This is a genomic window from Aliiroseovarius sp. S1339 (genome assembly GCF_023195695.1).
Taxonomy (GTDB): Bacteria; Pseudomonadota; Alphaproteobacteria; order Rhodobacterales; family Rhodobacteraceae; genus Aliiroseovarius.
This window is the reverse complement of the sequence record NZ_JALPQG010000004.1, coordinates 197995-221047: the sequence shown is the minus strand read 5'-3', so window position 1 is coordinate 221047 and position 23053 is coordinate 197995. Positions and strand designations below refer to the sequence as shown.

Here is a 23053-nt window from a genome sequence, read left to right as displayed (position 1 = left end):
TTTTCGGATAGCTGTAGTTGCCGCCACGCTGAACGACATTGCGTACCGTACCCCCCCCCTCGGGATTTGCGTTTCCCGCGCCAGACGCCGGAGTTGCAATTCATAGGTGCCACTCCTGCAAGTGCCACTGTTTTTGCGGCATTAGTGGTGCCAAATTCACTCAATTCAGCAATCAATATCGCAGCACCAATGAATGCAATACCCGGAATAGATGTTAGAAATTCAAAGCGGCGGCGAAGCTCGTCGCCCTGGTGAACTGAATTGCGAATGTCTTTTTCAAGAGCCGGTTGGTGGCGTTGGCACATTTTGATGTGGGTGCATATCTGACGTGCGATAGCTGAAACGCTGGTTTCCTTGGGTCCGGCCGCACCATTTCAGCAAAGAGCGCAAATGTTTTGACACGCAGGGGGGGATGCAGGTGATCTTCCTGCGTTTCTTCCGGCCCTAAATATCCTCGCCGAAGGTATGATACCTTTACGCTCCCAATGGCCTGAACAGATCGCGGCTGATGATGTGGCGCTGGATTTCGGATGTACCGTCCCAGATGCGCTCGACACGCGCGTCGCGCCAGAACCGTTCAATCGGGAAGTCGTTCATCAGGCCCATACCGCCGAATATCTGCAGCGTGGTGTCGGTGACGCGGGCCAGCATTTCCGAGGCATAGAGCTTTGCCGACGCGATTTCGCGGTTGGCGGGCAGGTTTTGGTCCAGCCGCCACGCACCGGCAAGGGTCAGCCAGTCGGCTGCGTCAATCTCGGTGATCATGTCGGCGATCTGAAAGCTGACGCCCTGAAATTTTGCGATGGGTTGGCCGAATTGCTTGCGTTCGGCTGCATAATTCAGGGCCATGTCAAAGCAGCGTCGCGCACGCCCGACGCAGAAGGCGGCCACCGTCAAGCGGGTCGCATAGAGCCATTCGTTCATCACTGCGAAGCCGCCATCGACTTCGCCCAGCACCTGTGCGTCGGGCAGGCGGCAATTGTCGAAATCGAGGATACAGTTCTTATAGCCCTTGTGGCTGACGGATGCATAGCCGTCGCGCACGGCAAAGCCCGGTGTGCCGCGGTCGACAAGGAAACAGGTGATGCGTTTCTTCGGTCCGCGCGGGGTTTCGTCTACGCCAGTGGCCACGAAAACAATAAAGAAATCCGCATGTTCCGCACCAGAGATGAAGTGTTTGGAGCCGTTCAGAACCCAATCGCCACCATCGCGAACAGCTGAACATTTCATGCCCCGCACGTCGGATCCCGCGTCGGGTTCGGTCATGGCAAGCGCGTCCATCTTCTCGCCCCGCACGGCGGGCAGCAGGTAGCGGTCACGCTGATCGCCGGTGCAGGCCATCAGAATGTTCTGAGGCCGCCCGAAGAAATGCGTCAGCGCCATCGACCCGCGGCCCAACTCGCGTTCGACCAGCGTGAAATCGAGGTGCGACAGGCCCGCGCCGCCGACCTCTTCGGGGAAGTTGCAGGCATAGAATCCGAGGTCGATGACCTTCTGCTTGATCTCTTGCCCCAACTCGTGCGGTACCTGCCCGGTGCGTTCGACCATGTCCTCGTGGGGGTAGATCTCGTTCTCGACAAAGCTGCGCACCGTCGAGACGATCATGTCCTGTTCTTCTGACAATCCGAAATGCATCAGGTGGCTCCTTTGGCATGCAGGGCGGCGAGTGCTTCGACGCGCGCTTCGACATCGGCGCGGGGCGGGCAGGATTTGCGGGTGGTCAGGTCCACATGCAGCAGGAATTGATCGCAGGTTGCCAGCAGCCCGCCATTCTTCGCGCGCCGCATCTCGTGCCACAGGCGCAGCTTTTTGCCTTCGCCAAGGGTCACGGTAGTGTCGACATAGACCGCTTCGCCCGCATGGCATTCGTCGATGTATCTGATGTTGGTTTCAGCGGTGAAATAGCTGAGGCCCGACGCGATATAATCCGCATCCGCGCCAACATGCGCCATCAATCGGTCGGCCGCATCCGAGAACACCTGACCATAGCGCCCTTCGTTCATGTGGCCGTTATAGTCCGTCCAGTCCACAGGCACGTCACGGGTGACGGTGCGCAGGGGAACGGTGTCGGTCATGGCAGGCCACAGGTCCGCCTCGTGCTCGCGGATCACGCGGCCCGCGCCGGACCCCGGCCCGCGGGCCTTCAAAGCGCGCAGCATCGAGACGAGGTTGTCATCACGCAGCCGCTCCAATTCGCGGATCGACATATGGCCGGATTGCGCGTCCGACTGGCCTGCGATCAGGTCAACCAGTTCATCGGTGAATTCCGGCACGTCCATCAGCTTGGTCCAAGGCCACGTCAGGCAGGGGCCGAACTGGGCCATGAAATGTTTCATGCCAGCCTCGCCGCCCGCGACGCGGTAGGTTTCAAACAATCCCATCTGCGCCCAGCGAAGGCCGAAGCCCATGCGGATCGCGTCGTCGATTTCCTCGGTCGTTGCGATGCCGTCCTTGACCAGCCAGAGCGCCTCGCGCCAGACGGCCTCAAGGAAGCGGTCGGCAATATGGGCGTCAATTTCCTTGCGGACTTTCAGGGGGAACATGCCGATGGACTGAAGGATGTCGGCGGCACGGGTGCAGGTGCCTTCATCGCCCACAAGCTCGATCAACGGCAGAAGATAGACCGGGTTGAACGGGTGCGCGACAATCGCACGCGCGCCTTTTTCGTTCAGTTCCGACGGTTTGAAGCCCGATGTTGATGAGCCGATGATCGCCGTTTCCGGCGCGAGACGCATCAGGTCTGCAAAGACTTTGTGCTTTAGGTCCAGCCGCTCCGGCACGCTTTCCTGCACCCAATCGGCACCTGCGACGGCTTGGGCCAGATCGTCGTGATAGGTCAATTTGCCCTCTGCAGGCAGCGCGGTTTCGTAGAGGCCCGGCAGCGCGCGGCGGGCGTTGGTCAGAACCTCGCCGATCTTGCGTTCAGCCTCGGGGTCGGGGTCGAACACGGCGACGTCCCACCCGTTCAGAAGGAACCGCGCGGCCCAGCCGCCGCCGATGACGCCGCCGCCGATGATCGCCGCCTTCATTTCGGGGCTCTTTTCACAAGGCCCAGCTTTTCGCGCACGTCCTCGGGACCAATCACGCGGGCGCCCATGCCTTCGATGATGCCACGCGCGCGGGTCACAAGCTGTTCGTTGGTCGCAAGCTCGCCTTTGCCAAGCCACAGGTTATCCTCAAGCCCGACGCGCACGTTGCCGCCCGCCAGCACGGCCGCCGCGACATAGGCCATCTGGTTACGCCCCAGCCCGAAGGCCGAGAAGGTCCAGTCGTCGGGCACATTGTTGACCATCGCCATGAAGGTGTTCAGGTCGTCCGGCGCGCCCCACGGCACACCCATGCACAGCTGCACAAGGGCGGGGCTGTCAAGCACGCCTTCTTTCACCAGTTCCTTGGCGAACCACAGATGGCCTGTGTCGAAGGCTTCGATCTCGGGTTTCACGCCAAGATCGGTCATCATCTGACCCATGGCACGCAACATGCCGGGGGTGTTGGTCATGACGTAATCGGCCTCGGCGAAGTTCATGGTGCCGCAATCCAGCGTGCAGATCTCGGGCAGGCACTCGGCCACGTGGGCGACCCGTTCGGCGGCGCCGATCATGTCGGTGCCGGCTTCGTTCACCGGCATGGGCGCGTGGGTCGGGCCGAAAGTGATGTCGCCGCCCATGCCCGCGGTCAGGTTCAGGACCACGTCGACATCGGCGTCGCGAATACGCTCGGTCACTTCGCGGTAGAGTTTCAGGTCGCGCGACGGCGTGCCCGTCTCGGGGTCGCGCACATGGCAATGCACGATGGCAGCGCCTGCTTTCGCGGCGGCAATCGCGCTGTCAGCGATCTGCTTGGGGCTGCGCGGCACATGAGGGGACCGGTCCTGCGTGCTGCCTGACCCGGTCACGGCGCAGGTGATGAAAACATTGGTGTTCATGGTCAGGGGCATGGGATCCTCCATCTGGATGTGCCGAATGGTCCCACCATGATGGGCGGGATTGACGGGCGTGATATGCAGATTTATGCAAAACTATGCAGAATTGGTCGAAATCCAGCACGAAGACACGCAAGATCGGCTTTCTGCTGTATGATCGCTTTTCCAACATGGCGCTGGCGAACCTGTTAGAGCCGTTGCGGGCGACCAATACGCTGGTGGGCCACTCGGCCTTTGAATGGCAAATATGCACGCCTGATGATTGGGTGGTTCATTCCTCCAGCGGGTTGCCAATTATGCCAACGGCGCGGCTGTCGGATATCGGGCAGGGCGATTTCCTTTTTGCGATTTGCAGCTATGATCACCAGACCCATGCGACCCCTGCCAATGCGAAGATTTTGCGAGCCTTGGCCGGACGGTTCCAAACCATGGTGGGCGTTGATACGGGGGGGTGGGTGTTGGCGGCTGCAGGGCTTTTGGACGGCTGTCGCGCGACCATTCATTTCGATCTTCTGGACGCCTTTGGCGAACGGTTCCCATCCATAGAGGTCGAACGCGCCCGCTGGGTGCGCGACGGCAATCGCATCACATGCAGCGGCGGGATGGCGGCATATGATCTGACCTGCGAGTTGATCGGCGAAGATCACGGCGCGGCCTTGTTGCTGGAACTCACCCAGATGTTCATGTCCGAAAGCGTCACCGCGCCCCACGCTTTGGCGCGCGTGCGCGGTGATCGTCGCGTCGAGGCCTGCCTGCGCGAGATGGAGGCCAACATCGAAACGCCGCTTCCCATTCCCGAGCTTGCCCGCCGGTCCGGTTGTCGCCAACGCGATCTGGAGCAACGGTTTGAACGTCATTTCGGCGCGTCGCCGCAGAAGGTCTATCGTCGCTTGCGCCTGAATTCGGCCAGACGGATGTTAGAAGCGGGCGGGCTGTCTATCGCCGAAGTTGCGCTGCGCGCAGGATACGCTGACGCCAGTGCGTTCAGTCGCGCCTTTCGGGTCGAATTTGGTCTGTCGCCACGGGTCGTCGCGCGTGGGGCGGCGATCACAGCAGGGGCTCAACCCCGATGATCGGGCCGTGCAGGGCGAGCAGTAGGGCATAAACACCAATCGCAATTGCGACGCGGATAACCCCGCCGCGCGTCACCACGATTTCGCGGCGTGTGTTGGAAAGCGCGGCCCATCGATCCGCGCCCAAAATGCGCTTTTGCCGCCGGTCGATGATGCGCATTCCCAGCAGGGCAAAGCCTGCAAACACCACAAACAAGATCACATGGGCCAGATTTCCATTGGGGACCATGTGCCCGAAAGCCCACAGGAACAGCGCCACCAGAAGCGGATGTCGCAGCCAGCCGATCAGGCCGGGACGGTCGGGGTCGAAGCGGTCATTCTGTGCCCCGCCGAAGGACAACGGGTTTGGCCGACCGATGGCCAACGCGGCAATCAAGCAGACCAGAAACATCACGGTTAGCGTCACATGGTTTTGCCACGGCGCCCAATCCCACAGCCCCACGAACGGTGCGCGCCCTGCCGCGATGATCACCCAAGCCAGCACAGCAATCGACAGCAGTGAATAGCTCAACGTAAACCCGCGCGCGCCAAGCTTTGCCACAAGGCGGGATTTCACCGCTGGACGCACTGGGATGGAATGCGTCAGAAAGAACACCACGAACGCCAACACATATTCGACCCAGCCCGACATGAGAGCCTCCTGCCTAGATAAGCGCCTTTCGTCAGCGCGAAATTGATTGTTATTGATTGTCTGAACGCGCCAGGAAATGGGCGCAACCCGAAAGCGCGGCGTAGTCATCTTCGACCAGCCGGATTGAGAAGGCATTGAGGAAGTTGCTGAACCGCCCCTTATCTGTCAGGGCCGCGTCAAACCCGCAGCGGTCAAACCAAGGCGCGATGGCGCGCGACATGCCGCCGACCAGATAGATGCCGCCAAACGGCAAAAGCGTCAGGGCAAGGTCACCGACCACGCCTCCCAAGGCCGCGGTGAACGCGCCGATGGCCTTGATTGCGGTCGGGTCATCTGCTTGGGCAGCGGCGAAAACCTCGGCGGTGCTGGCGGTTTTGTTTTGGCCTGCCTTGACCGATGCCCAAGCGTAGCATCGCTCAAGCCCGCGACCCGACAAGACATCTTCGACCGCGACATGTCCGAGTTTTGCATCAAGGAATTGCGACAGGTCCCACTGTTCCTCGCCACGTGCGGCAAAGGTCAGGTGCCCGGCTTCTGACGGGGGCACGAACCGCCCCTTGGCCGTCTGAAACACCGGGGCGCAGTTGAAGCCAGTGCCGACGCCGATGACCAGCATGGCGGCGTTCGGATTTTCGTCGTCACCCTGTTTCAGTGTCACCAGATCGGCGTCAGCGATGTGCCCCAGCGCGTGGCCTTGCGCTTGAAGGTCGTTCAATACCGCGCTGCGACCTGCGCCGGAGACGTTCGCCAAGGTCGCCTTGTCGATCTCCCAATTCAGGTTGGTCAGTCGGCCTGCGCCGTCCTTGACCGGCCCTGCAATGGCGACGGCAGCGCGGTCGCAAGTGGGCTTGCCTTGACCTTGCAGATAACTCGCCAAAAGCTCCGCAAGACTGGCGTGATCTGTGTTGCGGTGTTTGACGATGCTGTCGGCCAGAAGCTCTTTACCGTTGGCCAGGGCGACACGGGTGTTTGTGCCACCGACATCGGCAACAAGCGAATAGGGGGTCATGGGCGCGACAAGGCCTTTCTGAGGGAGTGATAGGACGCTTTTGGCGTGCGCTTCAGTGTTTCAAAATCAACATGGACCAGCCCGAAACGCGGCGCATAGCCCAAAGCCCATTCATAATTGTCCAACAGCGACCACGTAAAGTAGCCTTTTACCGGAAGGCCCTTTTTTACGGCCGCTTTGACCACATCGAGGTGGTCGGCCAGATACGCTGTTCGGTCGGGGTCATGGGTCGGGTCGCTGTCGCGCTCGACCAGTCCGGCCATGCCGTTTTCGGTCACATAGATCGGCATGTCGCCCGTATAGTCCGTCGCCACCATGTCAAGGAAATGGACCAGCCCGTCGGGAAAAACCTCCCACCCCATCGCGGTTTTGGGCAGGGGGCCTTCATGCTCGCGCGTGGCGGGCCATGGGGCAGGCACCCGATCAGCGGGGCCATAAATCTTGCGGGTGTAATAGTTGACGCCGATCCAGTCGATGGGTGCGGTTATGGTCGCAAAATCGTCCTGCCAGCCTTGCGGTAGGTGCGGCTCGATCCCTTCCAGAACCTCGTCGGGATAGACGCCTTTGGTAATGCCCGAGATGAAGAACCGGTTGTAAATCGCGTCCTGCACACGGGCGGCACGCAGGGCGTCCGGCGTGTCATCGATGGGGGCGGCATATTCCATATTGCACACGGCCCCAAGGTTGGACATGTCCAGCCCCCGCATCACTTCGGTCGCGCGACCGTGTGCCAGCAACACGTGATGCATTGCGCGGGCGGTGGCGCGGATGTCGCGCAGGCCGGGGGCGTGGTGGCCCTCAAAATGGCTTAACCACGCGACGCACCATGGCTCGTTGATTGGCGCGGCGGACCACAGGCGGTCGCCGATGCGGCCCATGATCACCTCGGTAAAATCAGCAAACCAGCTTGCGACGTCGCGATTGCGCCAGCCACCCAGATCGGCCAAGGGCGAGGGCAGTTCCCAGTGATAAAGCGTCGCAGCGGGTTTGATCCCGCGTTCCAGCATCCCGTCCACAAGCCGGTCGTAGAAATCGAGGCCGTCGCTGTTGGGCGGGCCGCGCCCGTCCGGCAGCACGCGCGCCCACGAGGTTGAGAAACGATAGACGTCAAAACCCGCGTCGCGCACGAGGTCCAGATCTTCCGCCCATCGGTCCAGATGCCCGCAGGCAATCGCGCCGTTTTCTGCCCCCGCCACATTGCCCGGTGTGGCGGCAAAATCATCCCAATGCGTGCGCCCGGCACCACCCTTCGCGTGACCTTCGATTTGATAGGCGGAAGTGGCGGTCCCAAACAGAAAATCGTCAGGAAATTCAGTGCGATGTGGCAGCATCGTAAACTCCTTCTCTCACAAGGGTTTCGTGATCTTGCTGACCCGCCCAAGGTGGCGCCACTGTCAGCCCGTTTCGACTTTCAGCCGGGCTGCGGGCCCGGTCGATTGGCCCAGTGTCAAGTCCGCCTCAAGCAGGATTTCGTGTGCGGTGTCGCGCCCCTGCATGATGTCGATCAGCATCTGGGCCGCCTTGCGCCCCGCATCGCGAACCGAGGATCGCGTGGCGGTATAAACTGGGATATCCGCGCCGTTTCGGAAATAGCTCAGGTCATCGTCATGGGTGATCAAAGACACGTCGCGGCTCATGGTCAGGCCCAATTCTTCGATCCCGCGTCGCACACCCATTGCGGTGATCATTGAACTGACGAGAAACGCCGTTGGGGGATTGGGGCCAGCTAGCAGGGACCGGGTCAAGTCGTGGCCCTGCGCCTCAGTCATTTCGCCTGCGAACATAAGAGCAGGGTCGGGGGGTATGGCGCGTGCTTTCAGGGCCGCCTCATAACCTGCGCGGCGACGAATGGCGAAATCCATGTGCTCGAGCCCGTTCACCAAGACAATGCGCGCGTGCCCCAAATCCAGTAGGAAATCGGTGGCCCGCTGAAAGGCGCTTTTGTTGTTGACGTCAACCCACGCATAGGGCGCTTGGGCATCCGAACTGCGCCCATGCACAACAAACGGCAGACCCAGCGCGTTTAGCAATGGAATGCGCGGATCATTCAGGGTGGGGGCGTGCAGGATGATGCCGTCCACATTCCGTTTGGTCAGAAAACTGCGATAGGCTGCGTCTTCGTCATCATCTGGAACGACGGATAGCAGCATGTCATACCCGTTGCGGGAATAAACCTCGCCTGCGCCCGCGATGAAGTCGCCAAACACCGGGTTGACCATTTCGTGTTTCGAACTGATCGGGATCACGTGGCCGATGGCCATCGCGCGGCCTGTGGCAAGCGCTCTGGCCCGTGTGTTGGGGGCATAGCCGTGTTCGCGGGCGGCCGCTGCGACCCTCTTTCGCGTCGCTTCCGACACTTCGGGATAGCCGTTCAGCGCGCGGCTGACGGTGGTCTGGGACAGGCCCAGCAAACCCGAGAGTTCTTTCAGTGTCATAGCGTCGGCACCGGCTTTCAAAGCGGTTTGAATAGCTTTGACGTTACCCACCACGAAGGCCTGCGTCAAAGGAAGTTTTATATTTAACATTGAAAATAAAGTATTTTGGTGATTTTTACGTTTGCGCTAACGTGATGATTGACAGGTTGATATTTCTGCGCAACCTTGGGCTATTCACAGCGCTTTGGATGATTTGGCGAATCTGCCATTCTTGGCCGCTTTGGGAATGTCATCCGGCGCATAGGTGCCGGGGTCGGGCAGCCGACCGAAATACCTAATGGGTCCGAAAGGGCCGTAGGGAGGAAAGAATGAAAAACGTATTTTACGCAAGCGCGGCGGCGCTGGCGCTGATGGCTGGTATGGCGCAGGCTGATGGCCATCTGAAATTTGCACCGGGCGAAGGCGCGTTTAGCTGGGACAGCTATGAGGCGCTGAAAGAGATGGACCTGTCGGGCGAAAAGATCTCGATCCTTGGTCCGTGGCTCGGCCCGGACAAGGAACTGGTGGAAAGCGTGATCGCCTATTTCGAAGACGCCACGGGCGCTGACGTCGAATATGCCGGGTCCGATAGCTTCGAGCAGCAGATCGTTATCGACACCGAAGCTGGCAGCCCGCCCAATATCGCCATCTTCCCGCAACCGGGTCTGGCGGCTGATCTGGCAGGCAAGGGGCTTTTGTCGCCGTTACCTGAAGGAATGGCGGACTGGGTGCGCGACAATTATGCTGCGGGCCAAAGCTGGGTCGATCTTGGCACATATGCTGGGAAAGACGGCACAGATGCGCTTTACGGCTTCTTTTACAAGGTCGATGTAAAGTCGCTGGTCTGGTATGTGCCCGAAAACTTCGAAGATGCGGGCTATGAAGTGCCGCAGTCGATGGAAGAGCTAAAAGCGCTGACCGACCAGATCGTGGCTGACGGCGAGGTGCCGTGGTGTATCGGTCTGGGATCGGGCGGGGCAACAGGCTGGCCTGCGACGGATTGGGTCGAGGATATGATGCTGCGCATCAACACGCCTGAAGACTACGACGCATGGACCAAGAACGAACTGCCCTTCGACGATCCGAAAGTGATTGCCGCGATCGAGGAATTCGGCGCATTCGCCCGCAATGATGCCTATGTCTCGGGCGGCGCGGGCGCTGTTGCCACGACCGACTTTCGTGACAGCCCGCAAGGCCTGTTTGCATCGCCACCGCAATGCTACATGCACCGTCAGGCCAGTTTCATCCCGACCTTCTTTCCGGAAGGCACCGAAGTTGGCGTGGATGCGGATTTCTTCTATTTCCCGGCCTACGCCGACAAGGATCTTGGCAAGCCGGTTCTGGGGGCGGGTACGGTTTGGGGCGTGACCAGCGATTCCAAAGGAACGCAGGCTTTCATGGAATTCCTGAAATCCCCCATCGCGCATGAAGTCTGGATGGCACAAAAGGGTTTCCTTACCCCACATAAGGGCGTGAACACCGACGTCTATACCGACCCGACGGTCGCCAAGATGAACGACATTTTGTTGAGCGCAGACACGTTCCGGTTTGACGGTTCGGACCTGATGCCGGGTGCCGTTGGCGCAGGTGTCTTCTGGACGGGTATGGTCGATTACGCCGGAGGAAAAGACGCTAGCGAAGTGGCCGCGTCAATCCAGTCGACGTGGGAGTCGATCAAGTAAGTCTGAAATAATAACAATAGGTTCCGGCGGTCAGTTGTTGCCGGAACCAGCCACTCAAATCGCCGCGCAGCGGTGACAGGGGGAGCCATGGACCAGCTATTATTTGCGGTCTCGACGATCATCGTGGGCGTCTTCGGCTGTGTTGCCTATTTCTATTTCTCAAACATTCTGCTTGATCGGATTTATCCTGCAAGCGGGCCCAATGCCGGGGCTAACATCAACAAATCGACGGCGATCCGGCCTTGGTTATTTGTTCTGCCGGCCTTGTTGGTTCTGACCATGTATCTGGTCTATCCGGTGGTTTCGACCTTCTTTCTGTCCATGCGTGATACGCGTGGCGCATTCATTGGGGTCGATAATTACACATGGCTGGCGGGCGACGAGAAGTTTCGCGAAAGCCTTGGCAACAACCTTCTGTGGCTGGTCATTGTGCCTGCAGCCTCGACCTTCTTTGGGCTTGTCGCTGCCGGACTGACCGACCGCATCAAATGGGGGTCTATCGCGCAAAGCCTGATCTTCATGCCGATGGCGATCAGCTTTGTGGGCGCTTCGGTGATTTGGAAGTTCATCTATGACTATCGCGGTGAAAATCAGGGTGAGCAGATCGGCCTGCTGAACGCGATTGTCGAAGCGATGGGCGGCACCGCGCAGACGTGGATCACGCTGCCCTTCTGGAACAATATTTTCCTGATGGTGATCCTGATCTGGATTCAAACCGGCTTTGCGATGGTGATCCTGTCGGCCGCCCTGAAAGGCATCAGCGAAGAAACGATTGAGGCGGCCTATCTTGACGGTGCCACGGCGCTGCAAATCTTCTTCAAGATCAAAATTCCGCAAATCTGGGGCACCATTGCGGTGGTCTGGACGACCATTACCGTCACCGTTCTGAAGGTGTTCGACATCGTCTTCGCCATGACCAACGGGCAGTGGGGATCACAAGTTTTGGCCAACCTCATGTATGACTGGATGTTCCGTGGATCGCCTGATTTCGGACGCGGATCGGCCATCGTGATGGTGATCATGCTGTTGGTGACACCAGTGATGATCTGGAACATCTCAAACGCTCATAAGGAGAACCGCTGATGGAAATGGCTGGCACTAAATCCCGCCTGACTTGGGCGGTCAACCTTGCGGTTGGGTTCCTGGTTCTGCTGTGGATCATCCCGACCTTCGGCCTTCTGGTCAGTTCATTTCGGGATCGTGACGCGATTTCGACCTCGGGCTGGTGGACCGCCTTGTCGGCATCCGAACGCAACGTGATCGTGCGCGCAGATGCCCCTGACAACGCCGCACCTGATGGGGCGGGCTGGGTTCTGTCGGGCAGTGTATTTGAAGGCGGGTCCGGCAACGTCACCGCTTTCGGCATCGCCTCTCGCGCGCCCGAAGCCTTCGCACCCGGCGAGGTTGCGACCCATCCGAAGGGCCATCAAATCACCGTTGAGGCCAACGGGGATTACCGCATTGCCTACAGCGAGCAGCCATCGGGCAGCCGTGGCCAACGCCTGTTTGTGCGCGCCGAAACCCCGCCCGGCTTCACGCTGGACAACTACCGAGAGGTGCTGTTTGCCGAAGGTATGGGCAAAGCGCTGTTGAACACGCTAACGGTCACCATTCCGGCCACAATCATCCCGATCCTAGTGGCAGCCTTCGCCGCCTACGCGCTGGCGTGGATGGAGATGCCAGGCCGCGCCTTGTTGATCGCGGGCATTGTGGGCCTGTTGGTTGTGCCGCTTCAGGTCGCGTTCATCCCGCTTTTGAAACTTCATAATAATATCGGGATCGGCAAGGGATATATCGGGATTTGGCTGGCCCATACGGGCTTCGGGCTTCCGCTCGCGGTGTTTCTGCTCAGAAACTATATGGCTGGTCTGCCCGGCGAGATCATTGAAAGCGCCCGCGTTGATGGTGCATCAGACTTCGCGATCTTCCGCAAGATCATCCTGCCGCTCAGCTTCCCAGCACTGGCATCCTTTGCAATCTTCCAATTCCTATGGGTCTGGAATGATCTGCTTGTCGCCAAGGTGTTTCTGGGCACCGGTGAGGATCAGGTCGTGATGACGGGTCGCATTGTTGACCTTCTGGGATCACGCGGTGGAGATTGGGAAATCCTTGCAGCCTCGGCTTTCGTGTCGATCGCAGTGCCGATTGCCGTCTTCTTTTCACTCCAACGCTATCTTGTGCGCGGTCTGCTGGCCGGCTCGGTCAAAGGGGGCTGAGACATGAATGCTTCGGTCAATAAAAGCGAACTGACGCATCTTGCCAAACAGGCGGACTGGTGGCGCGGCGCGGTGATCTATCAGATCTATCCGCGCAGTTTTCAGGACGACAATGGTGACGGAATTGGCGATTTGCGCGGCATTACCCGTCGTCTGCCTTATGTCGCCACCCTTGGGGTGGGTGCGATCTGGATTTCGCCGTTCTTCACCTCGCCGATGAAAGATTTTGGCTATGACGTGTCCGATTATTGCGATGTGGACCCGATGTTCGGCACGCTCGCGGATTTTGACGCACTGGTGCAAACGGCGCATGGGCTGGGCCTGAAGGTGATGATCGACCTCGTGCTGAGCCACAGTTCGGACCAGCACCCGTGGTTTGTCGAAAGCCGCGCGGATCGTGAAAACGACAAGGCGAACTGGTATGTTTGGGCCGACGCAAAACCCGACGGCACGCCGCCGACCAACTGGCTGTCGATCTTTGGCGGATCGGCCTGGTCGTGGGATGCGCGCCGGTGCCAATATTACCTGCACAACTTTCTTGTGTCCCAACCAGACCTGAATTTCCACGAACCTGCCGTGCAAGAGGCACTGCTGGACGTGGCCCGGTTCTGGCTTGATCAAGGCGTCGATGGCTTCCGTTTAGACACAATCAACTTCTACACCCACGACGCCCAGCTTCGTGACAACCCTCCACTGCCGCCCGAGGACCGCAATGCCTCAATCGCGCCAGCGGTGAACCCGTATAACCACCAAGAACACCTCTATGACAAGAACCGCCCCGAAACGCTGGACTTCATACGCAAGCTACGCGCAGTAATGGAGCCGTCTAACAGCGCCCTGCTGGGCGAGGTCGGTGATGCGCAGCGCGGGTTGGAAATACTGGGTGAATACACTGCCGGCGATGATCTGGCCCATATGTGCTATGCGTTCGAGCTTCTATCAGGCGACCAACCCGACGCTGCCCGCGTGGCCGAGGTGATGGACCATGTCGCCCGCGTCGCCCAAGATGGCTGGGCCTGTTGGGCCTATTCCAACCACGATGTGGTGCGCCACGCGACGCGCTGGAACCTGTCCGAAGACGCCCAACGGCTGTTTGCCACGCTTCTGATGTGCTTGCGCGGCTCGGCTTGTATCTATCAGGGTGAGGAGCTTGGGCTGACCGAAGCAGAGGTTGCCTTTGACGACCTGCAAGACCCTTACGGCATCGAATTCTGGCCGGAGTTCAAAGGCCGCGATGGCTGTCGCACGCCAATGGTGTGGGAGGCCTCGAACAGCAATGGCGGCTTTACCAGTGCCGCAAAGCCATGGTTGCCCGTGGCAGCCGAGCATCTGAGCCATGAGGTCGAACGATCCGAGCAAGACACGGGATCGCTGCTTCACCATTACCGACAGGTGATAGCGCTGCGGCGCGCCCATCCGGCGCTTGCCAAAGGCTCGATAGAGGATGTCAGGGCGGATGGTCAGGTGTTGCGGTTTTTCAGAAACCTGGACGATGAAAAGTTGCTGTGCGCCTTCAATATCGGGGCCACAGAACAAGACCTCGTGTTGCCTGCCGGGGCATGGACATCGGTGGATACGGACCAGACGACTATTGCAGACGGACAAAAGATCAAGCTGCCGGGCTGGCACACACTTGTGATGAAACCCGAGGGGGACATATAAATGGCCGATCTAAAGCTGACGGATGTGGTGAAAAACTACGGCAATGTGAATGTGCTGGGTGACATCAACCTGGACATCACGACAGGCGAGCTGATTGTCTTTGTCGGTCCATCGGGGTGTGGGAAGTCAACGCTTCTCAGGATGATCGCGGGGCTTGAGAAGATCACCGACGGCACGCTGGAAATCGACGGCGTGGTGGTAAACGACGTGCCGCCCAGCCAGCGCGGTATCGCGATGGTGTTCCAGTCCTACGCGCTTTATCCGCATATGACGGTGCGCGACAACATGGCCTTCGCCCTGAACATCGCCAAGAAACCCAAGGCCGAGATCGACGCCGCCGTGGACAAGGCGGCCAAGGCGTTGCAACTGGATCCCTATCTGGATCGTCTGCCCAAGGCGTTGTCGGGCGGCCAGCGGCAACGGGTGGCGATCGGGCGGGCCATTGTGCGCGACCCCAAGGTTTACCTGTTCGATGAACCACTTTCGAACCTTGATGCGGCCCTGCGCGTCGCGACCCGGATCGAGATTTCGCAGCTGAAAGAGGCGATGCCGGACAGCACGATGATCTATGTCACGCATGATCAGGTTGAGGCGATGACGCTGGCCGACCGGATTGTGGTGCTGGCCAACAAGGGCATTGCGCAGGTGGGCAGTCCGCTGGACCTGTACGAACGGCCCCGCACCGAGTTTGTGGCCCAGTTCATCGGCTCGCCCGCCATGAACCTTCTGCCGGGCAAGATCACCGGCACTGGCGCACAAACCGAGGTGACGCTGGACGCAGGTGGTGTGGCGCGCACGGACATTGCCACCACCGACGCCGACATGGGCAAAATTGTGAACCTTGGCGTGCGGCCCGAGGATTTTGTGCAAACCGATGGCGGCGCGATCTTCACCGGCACGGTCGAGATCGTCGAAGCCCTGGGCGAGGTCACTCTGCTCTACATCCCCTCGAAGATGTCGGTGGGCGAGGGGGCGGACAGCGCCAACCAGACCCACCTGATCGCCAAGGTGCCCGGTATCCATGATGACCTGAAAAACAAGTTGGTAAAGCTGACCGCGGACCCGTCCAAGCTACAGATATTCCACAATGGCGTGACGATGCGGGGCTGAGTGACCCACGGCAATCATCTATTGCGCTGATCTACCATTGATTGATCAATATCACCCGGCCTAGGCTAACAGCACGAGGTTTGTTCGAGGTGATTTGATGAAACCGATATTGGCCGTGATCGGTGCGGTGGGTCTGTATGGCGGATCAATCATCGCCGCGCTTGCCGAAACCGACAAGAACGCCTGCTATGGCGAAACGCTGGATGTGATTCTTCAGGTCTATGAGCCCACCGATGACGAAGACGGCGAAGTGCAGTTTGCTTTGCCCAACCCCGCGTCCTGGAATGCTGAACGAAGGGCGCGCGAGGGCGGAGGGTGGCTGAGAGATCTTGAGTGCTTAGAGGAACCGATCTTAATTACCGAGGTCTATGGTTCAGCCATGCGTGGTAAATTTCAGGCCGCTATTGGATGGAAGCCGGGCGATTTGGAGAAAGTCGGCATGCTTGCACTGACCGGCGGCTATTACGGCGAGCTTGTTGAGGCTGGTGAAAAGCGGAATCGTGACCGCTTCGAAGGCCAATGGCAAGATATTCCATTTGGGTTTTCAAGGCTTGACACTGACGCTCGTCCGCTGGTTGAGGAGTATTTTGGGCGCAAGTTTACCGGCGGGCTGATCCGGTTTCCCGACAACTATCAATCCCCATTGGGCTTACCGCTTGAGACAAGCTGTTCTGGGTTTGGCTCCTGCCAAATTCGCTATCGAGCCTATAGCGGCATGTTACTCCACTACAGATTTGGATCATCTCTCGACTACGAGAAGCGCTGGATTCCTCAGGATCAAGCGGTGCGCAAGCTGATTGAAAGCTGGATGGTGAACCCAACACCCAACCACTGATCACCTTGCCCATCCGCGCCCCTGTTGATATTGCGGGGGCAGGTTTTCGGACAAGGGACACACCCATGCGGGCAGAGGCTCAGAACAACGTTGATGCAATCGAAAAATCACTGGCGCTTTTGCGTCAGCGGATCGGTTGGGACACGGCGGAACATCGCCTTGAGGAATTCAACGCGATGACCGAAGATCCGGACCTGTGGAACGATCCCGAGCGCGCGCAAAAGCTGATGCGCGAGCGTCAGGGCCTATTGGATTCCGTAAACAATTACAAAGCGATGGCGCAGGACCTTCAGGACAATATCGACCTGATCGAATTGGGCGAGATGGAAGATGATACAGAGGTTGTCGCGGAAGCGGAAGCCTCGCTCGGGAAGCTGGCCAAAAAGGCGGCAGCGGCTGAGTTAGAAGCGTTGCTTGACGGGGAAGCCGACGCCAACGACACGTTTCTTGAGATCAATTCGGGCGCCGGTGGCACCGAAAGCTGCGACTGGGCGTCAATGCTGGCGCGCATGTATGTCCGGTGGGCGGAAAAGCAGGGCTATAAGGTCGAACTGCAATCGGAAAGTGCGGGCGAAGAAGCGGGCATCAAATCCGCCGCCTATAAGATTTCCGGCCATAACGCTTACGGCTGGTTAAAGTCGGAAAGTGGTGTGCATCGTCTTGTGCGCATATCGCCGTATGACAGCGCCGCCAAACGACACACGTCCTTCAGCTCGGTTTGGGTCTATCCGGTGGTCGATGACAATATCGAGATCGAGGTGAACCCATCCGACATCCGCATCGACACGTATCGGTCCTCAGGCGCGGGCGGCCAGCATGTGAACACGACGGACTCGGCTGTGCGGATCACGCATGTTCCAACCGGAATTGTCACAACAAGTTCTGTGAAGTCTCAGCACCAGAACCGCGATATCGCGATGAAAGCCCTCAAATCGCGGCTCTATCAAATGGAGCTGGATAAGCGGAACGAAGCCATCAACGTGGCCCATGAAAACAAGGGTGACGCGGGGTGGGGTAACCAGATCCGATCATACGTGCTGCAACCTTACCAGATGGTGAAAGACCTGCGCACGGGGCACGAAACCTCTGACACCAAAGGCGTGCTGGACGGCGATCTGGACGCCTTCATGGCAGCCGTACTGGCGCAGGACGTGGCTGGCAAATCGCGGGCCGAGGCAAACCTGGACGAGTGATCGGAAGGGAATGATTGCCGGGTGGCGGTGTGGAGGTCTGTTTTGCGGACGAATCTGACACACTCGGTCCAGTTCGGTTCGATGTTCGAGAAAGAATTGTGGTTTGTCACTAAAGTAGAAGCTGAAGTCGCAAAGACCCCCACAAGACATGCCAGAAAAAGTAGAAAACAAGCCGAAGCGCGAACATCGCCGTGAAACCATAGTGCCAGAAAATCCAGATTTGTGCGGCACTGATTAGGCTGACATTTCCTAGTACCAACCAAGCTTGCAGTCCCGCGTCGAATGAAAAGAACGCCTGAAGAGACGGCTCCACCAGGACTACCGGAATAAACATCCATACTGAAACTTTACTACGTGAGGTTGCGGCAGCCAGCACAGCCAGTGGCACCAAATGTAGGGCAACTTCAGCGACGAGAGCGATTGCCGGATAAAACAGAAAAGATTTTGGCGGCAAGACATTGATATCGTGCGGGAAAGGTATTGCAATGTCGATAAGGACCGGTGGAACAGCGAGTGCCGCACCCAATCCAGCAAGTGCGATAACATCGGCCCGTCGGAACGTCGAAAGCGCTGCCACATCCATAAGGCGTCTTTGTACAAAAAGGAGAAGAGGGTATCCAATTATCGCCGCACAGATCGTTGTCAGCGGCAACGGTAGCCTGCCAAGCGCGGGCAACGGGCCCCCATCGTGCCAGGTCGCAAAAGCCATGGCACAGGCTGACGATGTTATTGAGCTGCCTATGTAGCCAGTGTTTAGCTGCTTGATGTCCCGCGAATTTGCCATGCCTTCAATTTGGCAGCGTCAGTCCAACATCCGTTGATCTGGGTCAAAAGACGGTTCAAGTGTCGTGGAATATTCTGGGCATTCCGGGCTCATAGCCGCCCTCGGCACCTCCATTCCCCGCTCCTTCCTTCATATTCACATGTTCATGAGCTTGACGGGCCGCACGACAGCCGCGACACTCACCCTACGCGCGATATGTTGACACGTGCCGGGAGGACATATGACAGAAACAACCACCTTGGAGGCATCCGCGCCGCCAAACATCGAACCCATCGGGTTCGGCGATATCATCACCGCCTTGAAAGCCGGGGTCAGGGATTTTACGCGCGCGCCCGCGTTCGGGCTGTTTTTTGCGGCTTTCTATGTGATCATGGGAAACCTGATCTATCTGCAACTGGATGTTCTGGAACAAAGCTACTGGATCATTCCCATTGGGCTTGGTTTCCCGTTGCTCGCGCCGTTTCTGGCGGTCGGCCTTTACGAAGTCAGTCGTCGGCTGGAGCTGGGAGAGCCGCTTGATTGGGCACAGATACTGGGCGTCGTTTTCAACCAGAAAGATCGACAGTTTCCGTCCATTGCGATGGTGATCATCATGATCTTCATGTTCTGGGTGTTTGTGGCCCATCTGGTGTTTGCGATATTTATGGGTCTTGAGCCGCTGACCAACATCACGTCGAACTGGCAAGATGCGCTGCTCAATCGCAATGGCATCACAATGCTGGTGGTCGGTACCGGCGTTGGCGCGGTTCTGTCTTTCTGCCTGTTTTCGCTGACGGTCACCAGCTTGCCGTTGCTTCTGGATCGGGAACTCGATTTTATCACGGCGATGATCTATTCGTTTCAATCCGTCTTGCAAAACCTTGCGCCGATGATCGGCTGGGGCCTTCTGATCTCGGTCCTGATGCTGATCGGGATGCTGCCGTTCTTCCTTGGGCTGTTTGTCGTGCTGCCGGTGCTGGGCCATGCGACATGGCATCTTTACCGTCGGGTGATGAGCTTTGACGAATGAGCGGGCAGGGGCAGGCCTTCACACTACGCATCCAAACCCGCACATCGCACAAATAACAAAGGCCGCCCACTGGGCGGCCTTTTCAGTTCCACACGGGGAACAAAGTCAGCTTTTGTCGGTCTTCGGTGCAGCAGGTGCCGCGCTAGCCTGTGTGGTCGACTTGGAGCCGCCAAGCGGGTCATCCTGACGTTGGACCGAGCCTTCGAAATGCGCACCGCTTTCGATGGCGATGGTCTTATGGATGATGTCGCCTTCGACGCGCGCCGACGATGTCAGGCGCACTTTCAATCCGCGCAGGCGGCCTATGATACGGCCATTGATGACCACGTCATCGCCAACCACTTCGCCCCGGACCGTGGCACCTTCGCCGATGGTCAGCTGGTGGGCGCGAATGTCGCCTTCCACGGTGCCTTCCACAAGGATGTCGCCTGTCGACTTGATGTCACCGGTAATCACGATGTCAGATGACAGCATGGATGCGGGCGGCTTTACCTTGGGGGCAGCCGAAGACGACGGCGCGGGCGGAATAGCCGGGGCAGAGGATTTGGACTTGTCAGCCGTCGCCTCGGTTGTGGTTTCCTTGTCACCGGATTTTGGGCCCGGTTCGTTGATCCTGCTTTTAGAGAACATCTTTTGCTGCCTTGATATAGACCATCGGGTTGATGGGCTTGCCACCGACGCGCACTTCATAGTGAAGATGCGGTCCGGTTGAACGCCCGGAGTTTCCAATATCACCAATTCTCTCTCCGCGCGAGACCCTTTGTCCTTTTCGCACGTTCATGCGCGAAAGATGGGCATATCGCGTTTCAATACCGAACTCGTGTTTGATCTTGATAAGCCGTCCATAGCCCGAACTCCAAGCCGCGCTAACCACCACACCGTCGGCGGGGGCATAGACTGGTGTGCCGATTGGCGCGGCGAAATCAGTGCCGTTGTGCATACGACCCCAGCGTGACCCAAAGCCCGAGGTGAAGCGGAACCCAGATTTCACGGGCATCCCGAACGGCATCTTTTGCGCCGCGATGCGATACAGGTTCATCTTGTCCAGCTCGCTCAGGATATTATTGGCGCGTTCGGCGTCGGGATCGGGACCTTGTCCGCGTGTCGACAGAATCATGGGGGTAAGGGGACCACCTTGACCGGAATATCCCCGGCGCACCTGATCAAGGATGTGATCAACTGACATACCGGATTTCGCAAACATCTTATCAAGTGGTTCCAGCGAGATCGTCACGGCGTCCTCTAGCTGGCGGAATATCTGGTCGTTGCGTTCATCACGCAAACGCGCTTCATACAACATGTCTTGCGCGAAGCGTTCGGCCTCGTCCGCGTTATGGGCTACAAGATCACGTTCGGCGGCTGTGCGGGTCAGTTCGGTTGTCAGAAAGGCAAGCGTTGCATTGGTCTGCACCGGGGCCGTCCCGTTTGCACTGGTCGAGTTTTCTTCCTGCGCGGCGGCCAGCATGGTTTCCAAGCTGTCTTTGGCCTTGTCGCGTTCGCCCATTGTGCGGCGCAGGGTGGCTTGAATGACCCCGATGCCGGTCTCAAATTCCTTGCGGCGCTCTTCCGAGGACAGCAATTCGCTCTGCATTTCGGAAATTTCGGCCAATGCGAGGTTAAAGCGTTCTTGCGCGGCGGCTGCTTCTGTGGCGCGTGCGTCGCGTTCTTCCGACAACGTTTGCAGACGCTGTTCATACAGCAGCTTTTCGCGTTGCGCCTGATCGCGCAAATTTCCCGAGCCGATGGAATCCATCAAAAGCACGGCGGTGGCGATGATCGACCAAGCAAAAAACGCAGCGGAACCGGTCCAGCCGACGGCTTGTGTCAGGGGGGATAGCCGGATGAATCGGGTGCTATTTTCGGAACGTAAGAAAAGGCGCTGTTCCGGGAACACGCTTTCAAGCAGGTGATTAACCTTATTCATCAAGCTATTATGCAAGTCCGCAGCCCCGAATTTATCCCTTTGATCCCTTATCCGTAGGAAATCCAGCTTCTTATGGCGACCCCGACAGACCCGAGGTGATTAACGTGGCGAACACATTCACGCAAGGAATTTTGAATTTCCATAACAATTGCCGTGGTTTCAAGCGAGATATCGCCGATCACGCGCGCGTTAAAATGCGGCCTTAGCTGGGGGTGCCGCGTGTTTGGGCAGGCGTTTTTTCGGTCAGTGGCCAATAGAAATCGGGTGGCAACCCGGCTTCGGCACGTTTTTCTTCGTTGAAGGGCGGCTTCAAAGTGCTGTGAAAATAGGTGCGCACAAGGTCGTGAAACGTCTCTTTCGGGTCCAGTTCGTGGCGCCCGCACAGAAAGTGGAACCATTTCGAGCCATAGGCGACATGCCCGACCTCTTCACCGTAGATCACTTCCAGCGCGGCGACTGTGTCGTCCAGCTTGGCATTGCGGAACACCTCGATCATACCCGGCGTCACGTCCAGCCCGCGCGCCTCTAGCACCATCGGGACAACGGCAAGCCGCCCCATCAAGTCGCAAGCGGTATCTTCGGCGGCACGCCACATTCCGGCATGGGCGGCCAGCGCGCCATAATGACTGCCCAATGTTGCAAGGCAATCGCTGATAAGATTGAAATGCTTGGCCTCTTCATCGGCCGCTTTCACCCAGTCGTCATAGAAACCCAGCGGCATCGGTGTGTCAGTGAAGCGCGCAATGATGTCCCAGTGCAGGTCCACCGCGTTCAGCTCAATATGTGCCACGGCGTGCAGAAGCGCGATCTGGCCGTCGCGGCTGCCGGGGCGGCGGCGCGGCACATCGCGGGGGTCTTTCAGTTCAGGCTTGTCGGGCCGCGCTGGGAAATCGGGCGGTGTGGTCGTGCCAATGATCCTTTCACGGTCAGATAGCGGACTGGTGATGATACCGGCCGCGCGGGCGGCAAACCATTCGCCAGCGTAGGTTCGCGCCAGTGCGGTCTTGGTGTGCCCGTCGGGGGTGCGCAAAACCGCATCGGCCATTTCGGCCAATGGGCGCGACAGGGGGAGGTCCGCGTCACTCATCCGCTGACCAAATCGCGCGTTGCGGCCAGCACCTCGTCCGCGTGGCCTTTCACCTTCACTTTATTCCAGACCTGCGCGATTTTGCCATCGGGTCCGATCAGGAAGGTCGTGCGCGTGATGCCCATGTAGGTGCGGCCATAGTTCTTCTTTTCGCCCCATGTGCCGTAGCGTTCGCAAACGTCCCCATCAGCGTCCGACAGCAGCGGCACGCTTAAATCTTCCTTGGTGCGGAAGTTTTCATGCCGTTTCAGGCTGTCTTTTGACACCCCGAAAACATGCGCGCCAAGGGTGCGGAATTCCGCCAATAAGGCCGAGAAATCCAGCGCCTCGGTGGTGCAGCCGGGCGTGCTGTCTTTGGGGTAAAAGTAAAGCACAACCGGTGCGGGCGCGAGGTGCGACAATGTCACCGGTTCACCGCCGTCCTGCGGCAGGGTGAAATCCGGCGCAATATCGCCTGTCTTCAGCATGTTATCCGTCATTGTCTTGGCAATCTCCGTGCTGA

General features: G+C 58.7%; 21 protein-coding genes. 9 read left to right on the top strand and 12 right to left on the bottom strand.

Translation table 11 applies throughout. The features are described from left to right. Positions 1–474 precede the first annotated feature (474 nt). Genes MUY35_RS07740 through MUY35_RS07730 form a run of 3 tightly spaced genes read right to left on the bottom strand, consistent with a single transcriptional unit; the run spans position 475 to position 3937 of the window. On the bottom strand, positions 475–1635 hold the full coding sequence (locus MUY35_RS07740; RefSeq protein WP_248365416.1) for an acyl-CoA dehydrogenase family protein: 1161 nt from the start codon (positions 1633–1635) through the stop codon (positions 475–477). Then, on the bottom strand, positions 1635–3029 hold the full coding sequence (locus tag MUY35_RS07735) for a carnitine 3-dehydrogenase (RefSeq protein ID WP_248365413.1): 1395 nt from the start codon (positions 3027–3029) through the stop codon (positions 1635–1637). Before MUY35_RS07735 ends, MUY35_RS07740 begins: the two co-directional genes overlap by 1 nt. After that, positions 3026–3937: a 3-keto-5-aminohexanoate cleavage protein gene (locus MUY35_RS07730; protein ID WP_248365410.1), complete on the bottom strand. Its 912-nt coding sequence runs from the start codon at positions 3935–3937 to the stop codon at positions 3026–3028. Before MUY35_RS07730 ends, MUY35_RS07735 begins: the two co-directional genes overlap by 4 nt. An 83-nt stretch (positions 3938–4020) precedes the next feature. Between MUY35_RS07730 and MUY35_RS07725 the strand changes: the two genes are divergently transcribed. Then, positions 4021–4995: a GlxA family transcriptional regulator gene (locus MUY35_RS07725; RefSeq protein WP_248365407.1), complete on the top strand. Its 975-nt coding sequence runs from the start codon at positions 4021–4023 to the stop codon at positions 4993–4995. Here MUY35_RS07725 and MUY35_RS07720 read toward each other — a convergent pair. The 4 genes from MUY35_RS07720 to MUY35_RS07705 all read right to left on the bottom strand — a co-directional run bounded on the left by MUY35_RS07720 (position 4970) and on the right by MUY35_RS07705 (position 9070). Continuing rightward, complete coding sequence (locus MUY35_RS07720; RefSeq protein ID WP_248365405.1) at positions 4970–5626, bottom strand: NnrU family protein; 657 nt, start codon at positions 5624–5626, stop codon at positions 4970–4972. The two genes, MUY35_RS07725 and MUY35_RS07720, sit on opposite strands and share 26 nt — an antisense overlap. Positions 5627–5675: 49 nt before the next feature. Next, entirely contained in the window at positions 5676–6635 is a 960-nt protein-coding gene (locus MUY35_RS07715; protein WP_248365402.1) for an ROK family protein, read from the bottom strand. After that, entirely contained in the window at positions 6632–7966 is a 1335-nt protein-coding gene (locus MUY35_RS07710) for a GH1 family beta-glucosidase (protein WP_248365388.1), read from the bottom strand. Before MUY35_RS07710 ends, MUY35_RS07715 begins: the two co-directional genes overlap by 4 nt. A gap of 63 nt (positions 7967–8029) precedes the next feature. Continuing rightward, a complete protein-coding gene (locus MUY35_RS07705) occupies positions 8030–9070 on the bottom strand; it encodes a substrate-binding domain-containing protein (protein ID WP_248365386.1) in 1041 nt (346 codons plus the stop codon). 308 nt (positions 9071–9378) lie between these two features. Between MUY35_RS07705 and MUY35_RS07700 the strand changes: the two genes are divergently transcribed. The 7 genes from MUY35_RS07700 (at position 9379) to prfB (ending at position 17747) form a co-directional block, all read left to right on the top strand. Then, positions 9379–10731, top strand: coding sequence for an ABC transporter substrate-binding protein (locus tag MUY35_RS07700; RefSeq protein WP_248365378.1), 1353 nt, complete (start codon positions 9379–9381; stop codon positions 10729–10731). 87 nt (positions 10732–10818) lie between these two features. After that, positions 10819–11814, top strand: coding sequence for a sugar ABC transporter permease (locus MUY35_RS07695; RefSeq protein WP_248365375.1), 996 nt, complete (start codon positions 10819–10821; stop codon positions 11812–11814). After that, positions 11811–12947: a carbohydrate ABC transporter permease gene (locus MUY35_RS07690; RefSeq protein ID WP_248365704.1), complete on the top strand. Its 1137-nt coding sequence runs from the start codon at positions 11811–11813 to the stop codon at positions 12945–12947. The genes MUY35_RS07695 and MUY35_RS07690 overlap by 4 nt, the downstream gene beginning before the upstream one ends. A gap of 3 nt (positions 12948–12950) precedes the next feature. Then, entirely contained in the window at positions 12951–14609 is a 1659-nt protein-coding gene (locus MUY35_RS07685; RefSeq protein ID WP_248365372.1) for an alpha-amylase family glycosyl hydrolase, read from the top strand. Beyond that, positions 14610–15719, top strand: coding sequence for a sn-glycerol-3-phosphate ABC transporter ATP-binding protein UgpC (gene ugpC, locus MUY35_RS07680; protein ID WP_248365355.1), 1110 nt, complete (start codon positions 14610–14612; stop codon positions 15717–15719). It abuts the gene before it with no gap. Between the two features lie 97 nt (positions 15720–15816). Then, positions 15817–16554 (top strand): hypothetical protein, encoded by a 738-nt coding sequence (locus tag MUY35_RS07675; RefSeq protein WP_248365352.1) that lies wholly within the window; start codon positions 15817–15819, stop codon positions 16552–16554. A 65-nt stretch (positions 16555–16619) separates the two neighbouring features. After that, a complete protein-coding gene (gene prfB / locus MUY35_RS07670) occupies positions 16620–17747 on the top strand; it encodes a peptide chain release factor 2 (protein ID WP_248365349.1) in 1128 nt (375 codons plus the stop codon). Between the two features lie 109 nt (positions 17748–17856). On the opposite strand, the gene MUY35_RS07665 is transcribed toward prfB, so the two are convergent. Beyond that, positions 17857–18330, bottom strand: a complete 474-nt coding sequence (locus tag MUY35_RS07665) for a hypothetical protein (protein WP_248365336.1) — start codon at positions 18328–18330, stop codon at positions 17857–17859. Between the two features lie 421 nt (positions 18331–18751). Here MUY35_RS07665 and MUY35_RS07660 point away from each other — a divergent pair, with 421 nt between their 5' ends. Further along, positions 18752–19540 (top strand): DUF2189 domain-containing protein, encoded by a 789-nt coding sequence (locus tag MUY35_RS07660; protein WP_248365333.1) that lies wholly within the window; start codon positions 18752–18754, stop codon positions 19538–19540. Between the two features lie 105 nt (positions 19541–19645). Here the strand turns inward: MUY35_RS07660 and MUY35_RS07655 are convergent, their stop codons facing one another. The 4 genes from MUY35_RS07655 to bcp all read right to left on the bottom strand — a co-directional run bounded on the left by MUY35_RS07655 (position 19646) and on the right by bcp (position 23030). Continuing rightward, positions 19646–20170, bottom strand: coding sequence for a polymer-forming cytoskeletal protein (locus MUY35_RS07655; RefSeq protein ID WP_248365331.1), 525 nt, complete (start codon positions 20168–20170; stop codon positions 19646–19648). Beyond that, on the bottom strand, positions 20160–21464 hold the full coding sequence (locus MUY35_RS07650) for a M23 family metallopeptidase (RefSeq protein WP_248365323.1): 1305 nt from the start codon (positions 21462–21464) through the stop codon (positions 20160–20162). Before MUY35_RS07650 ends, MUY35_RS07655 begins: the two co-directional genes overlap by 11 nt. Positions 21465–21666: 202 nt before the next feature. Further along, entirely contained in the window at positions 21667–22551 is an 885-nt protein-coding gene (locus tag MUY35_RS07645) for a ferritin-like domain-containing protein (RefSeq protein WP_248365322.1), read from the bottom strand. Next, the gene (bcp, locus tag MUY35_RS07640) at positions 22548–23030 is read right to left on the bottom strand and encodes a thioredoxin-dependent thiol peroxidase (RefSeq protein ID WP_248365320.1); all 483 of its coding nucleotides are present in this window, start codon (positions 23028–23030) and stop codon (positions 22548–22550) included. Before bcp ends, MUY35_RS07645 begins: the two co-directional genes overlap by 4 nt. Positions 23031–23053: the final 23 nt, after the last annotated feature.

Bases quoted from the DNA above. Each gene is read 5' to 3' on its own strand.
- MUY35_RS07740 (WP_248365416.1), bottom strand. From the start codon at position 1,635: ATGCATTTCGGATTGTCAGAAGAACAGGACATGATCGTCTCGACGGTG.
- MUY35_RS07735 (WP_248365413.1), bottom strand. From the start codon at position 3,029: ATGAAGGCGGCGATCATCGGCGGCGGCGTCATCGGCGGCGGCTGGGCC.
- MUY35_RS07730 (WP_248365410.1), bottom strand. From the start codon at position 3,937: ATGCCCCTGACCATGAACACCAATGTTTTCATCACCTGCGCCGTGACC.
- MUY35_RS07725 (WP_248365407.1), top strand. From the start codon at position 4,021: ATGCAGAATTGGTCGAAATCCAGCACGAAGACACGCAAGATCGGCTTT.
- MUY35_RS07720 (WP_248365405.1), bottom strand. From the start codon at position 5,626: ATGTCGGGCTGGGTCGAATATGTGTTGGCGTTCGTGGTGTTCTTTCTG.
- MUY35_RS07715 (WP_248365402.1), bottom strand. From the start codon at position 6,635: ATGACCCCCTATTCGCTTGTTGCCGATGTCGGTGGCACAAACACCCGT.
- MUY35_RS07710 (WP_248365388.1), bottom strand. From the start codon at position 7,966: ATGCTGCCACATCGCACTGAATTTCCTGACGATTTTCTGTTTGGGACC.
- MUY35_RS07705 (WP_248365386.1), bottom strand. From the start codon at position 9,070: ATGACACTGAAAGAACTCTCGGGTTTGCTGGGCCTGTCCCAGACCACC.
- MUY35_RS07700 (WP_248365378.1), top strand. From the start codon at position 9,379: ATGAAAAACGTATTTTACGCAAGCGCGGCGGCGCTGGCGCTGATGGCT.
- MUY35_RS07695 (WP_248365375.1), top strand. From the start codon at position 10,819: ATGGACCAGCTATTATTTGCGGTCTCGACGATCATCGTGGGCGTCTTC.
- MUY35_RS07685 (WP_248365372.1), top strand. From the start codon at position 12,951: ATGAATGCTTCGGTCAATAAAAGCGAACTGACGCATCTTGCCAAACAG.
- ugpC (WP_248365355.1), top strand. From the start codon at position 14,610: ATGGCCGATCTAAAGCTGACGGATGTGGTGAAAAACTACGGCAATGTG.
- MUY35_RS07675 (WP_248365352.1), top strand. From the start codon at position 15,817: ATGAAACCGATATTGGCCGTGATCGGTGCGGTGGGTCTGTATGGCGGA.
- prfB (WP_248365349.1), top strand. From the start codon at position 16,620: ATGCGGGCAGAGGCTCAGAACAACGTTGATGCAATCGAAAAATCACTG.
- MUY35_RS07665 (WP_248365336.1), bottom strand. From the start codon at position 18,330: ATGGATGTGGCAGCGCTTTCGACGTTCCGACGGGCCGATGTTATCGCA.
- MUY35_RS07660 (WP_248365333.1), top strand. From the start codon at position 18,752: ATGACAGAAACAACCACCTTGGAGGCATCCGCGCCGCCAAACATCGAA.
- MUY35_RS07655 (WP_248365331.1), bottom strand. From the start codon at position 20,170: ATGTTCTCTAAAAGCAGGATCAACGAACCGGGCCCAAAATCCGGTGAC.
- MUY35_RS07650 (WP_248365323.1), bottom strand. From the start codon at position 21,464: ATGAATAAGGTTAATCACCTGCTTGAAAGCGTGTTCCCGGAACAGCGC.
- MUY35_RS07645 (WP_248365322.1), bottom strand. From the start codon at position 22,551: ATGAGTGACGCGGACCTCCCCCTGTCGCGCCCATTGGCCGAAATGGCC.
- bcp (WP_248365320.1), bottom strand. From the start codon at position 23,030: ATGACGGATAACATGCTGAAGACAGGCGATATTGCGCCGGATTTCACC.